The organism is Streptomyces capoamus (assembly GCF_014654935.1).
GTDB lineage: Bacteria > Actinomycetota > Actinomycetes > Streptomycetales > Streptomycetaceae > Streptomyces > Streptomyces capoamus.
Window position 1 is genome coordinate 41,139 of record NZ_BNBF01000008.1, and the last position, 1,859, is coordinate 42,997.

At 73.3% G+C, this 1,859-nt stretch carries 2 protein-coding genes and 1 pseudogene; all 3 read left to right on the forward strand.

Features of this window, described 5'->3' with window-relative positions; genetic code table 11:
• Window positions 1–184, forward strand: a 184-nt coding sequence (locus IE312_RS40075) for a hypothetical protein (RefSeq protein ID WP_229899760.1), incomplete at its 5' end; no start/stop codon positions are given.
• On the forward strand, window positions 184–849 hold the full coding sequence (gene grpE / locus IE312_RS14785; RefSeq protein WP_189981911.1) for a nucleotide exchange factor GrpE: 666 nt from the start codon (window positions 184–186) through the stop codon (window positions 847–849). The genes IE312_RS40075 and grpE, both read left to right, overlap by 1 nt.
• 42 nt (window positions 850–891) lie before the next feature.
• Window positions 892–1,859 (forward strand): annotated as a pseudogene (locus tag IE312_RS14790) (DnaJ C-terminal domain-containing protein); the annotation flags it as partial.

A 1,859-nucleotide genomic window follows, 5' to 3' on the forward strand; every position in this document is an offset into this window, starting at 1 on the left:
CCGCAGCGCCACCGAGAAGGTCGCCGCCGTCTCGCAGAAGCTGGGCCAGGCGCTCTACGCCGACGCCCAGGGCGCGCAGGCCGCGGGCGGTCCCGAGGGCGCGGCCGCCGGCGGTGCCAAGGCCGACGACGACGTGGTGGACGCCGAGATCGTGGACGACGAGCGCAAGGACGGTGCCGCGTAATGACGGAGGAGACCCCGGGTTTCGAGGAGAAGCCCGACGTCCCCTCCGGCGCCACCCCTGACGACGCCGAGCCGAAGGCCGCCTCCTCCTCCGAGGAGGGGGCGGCCCCGGCCGGGGACGCGAACACTGAGAACGCCGGTCTGGTCGCCCAGCTGGACCAGGTGCGCACGGCGCTCGGCGAGCGCACGGCGGACCTCCAGCGGCTCCAGGCGGAGTACCAGAACTACCGCCGCCGGGTCGAGCGGGACCGCATCGCGGTCAAGGAGATCGCCATCGCGAACCTCCTGACCGAGCTGCTCCCCACGCTCGACGACATCGGCCGGGCGCGGGAGCACGGCGAGCTGGTCGGCGGCTTCAAGTCGGTGGCCGAGTCGCTGGAGACCGTCGCGGCCAAGATGGGCCTGCAGCAGTTCGGCAAGGAGGGCGAGCCCTTCGACCCGACGATCCACGAGGCCCTGATGCACAGCTACGCCCCGGACGTCACCGAGACGACCTGCGTGGCGATCCTGCAGCCGGGATACCGCATCGGCGAGCGCACCATCCGCCCCGCGCGGGTGGCCGTCGCCGAGCCGCAGCCCGGCGCGCAGACCGCCAAGGCGGAGGGCGCCGAGGAGAACACCGCGGCGGGCGACGACAAGGAGAGCGGTGGCCCGGACGAGGGCTGACGTGAAGACCGAGGGGAACCGCGGAAAGGGGGTACGTCGAGGATGAGCACCAAGGACTTCATCGAGAAGGACTACTACAAGGTCCTCGGCGTCCCCAAGGACGCCACCGAGGCCGAGATCAAGAAGGCGTACCGGAAGCTCGCCCGCGAGTTCCACCCGGACGCCAACAAGGGCAACGCCAAGGCCGAGGAGCGCTTCAAGGAGATCTCCGAGGCGAACGACGTCCTCGGTGACCCCAAGAAGCGCAAGGAGTACGACGAGGCGCGCGCGCTGTTCGGCAGCGGCGGCTTCCGCCCCGGACCGGGCGGGGCCGGCGGCTCCTTCAACTTCGACCTCGGCGACCTCTTCGGCGGAGCGGGCGGCGCCCAGGGCGGCGGCTTCGGCGGCGGCCTCGGCGATGTCTTCGGCGGCCTGTTCAACCGCGGCGGCACGGGTGCGGGCCGTACCCAGCCCCGGCGCGGCCAGGACATCGACACCGAGGTCACGCTGAGCTTCACGGAGGCCATCGAGGGCGCCACGGTGCCGCTCAGGATGTCCTCCCAGGCGCCCTGCAAGGCCTGTTCCGGCACCGGCGACAAGAACGGCACCCCGCGGGTGTGCCCGACCTGCGTCGGCACCGGCCAGGTCGCGCGGGGCTCCGGCGGCGGCTTCTCGCTCACCGACCCCTGCCCCGACTGCAAGGGCCGCGGCCTGATCGCCGAGCACCCCTGCATGGAGTGCAAGGGCAGCGGGCGCGCCAAGTCGTCGCGGACCATGCAGGTCCGCATCCCGGCGGGCGTGACCGACGGGCAGCGGATCCGGCTGCGCGGCAAGGGCGCGCCCGGCGAGCGGGGCGGCCCGGCCGGCGACCTGTACGTGGTCGTCCACGTCGGCGAGCACCCGGTGTTCGGGCGCAAGGGCGACAACCTCACCGTCACCGTGCCGGTGACGTATCCCGAGGCCGCCCTCGGCGGCGAGGTGCGGGTCCCGACGCTCGGCGGCCCGGCCGTCACCCTGAAACTGCCGCCCGG

Coding starts and splice junctions, on each gene's coding strand:
- grpE (WP_189981911.1), top strand. CDS start 184: ATGACGGAGGAGACCCCGGGTTTCGAGGAGAAGCCCGACGTCCCCTCC.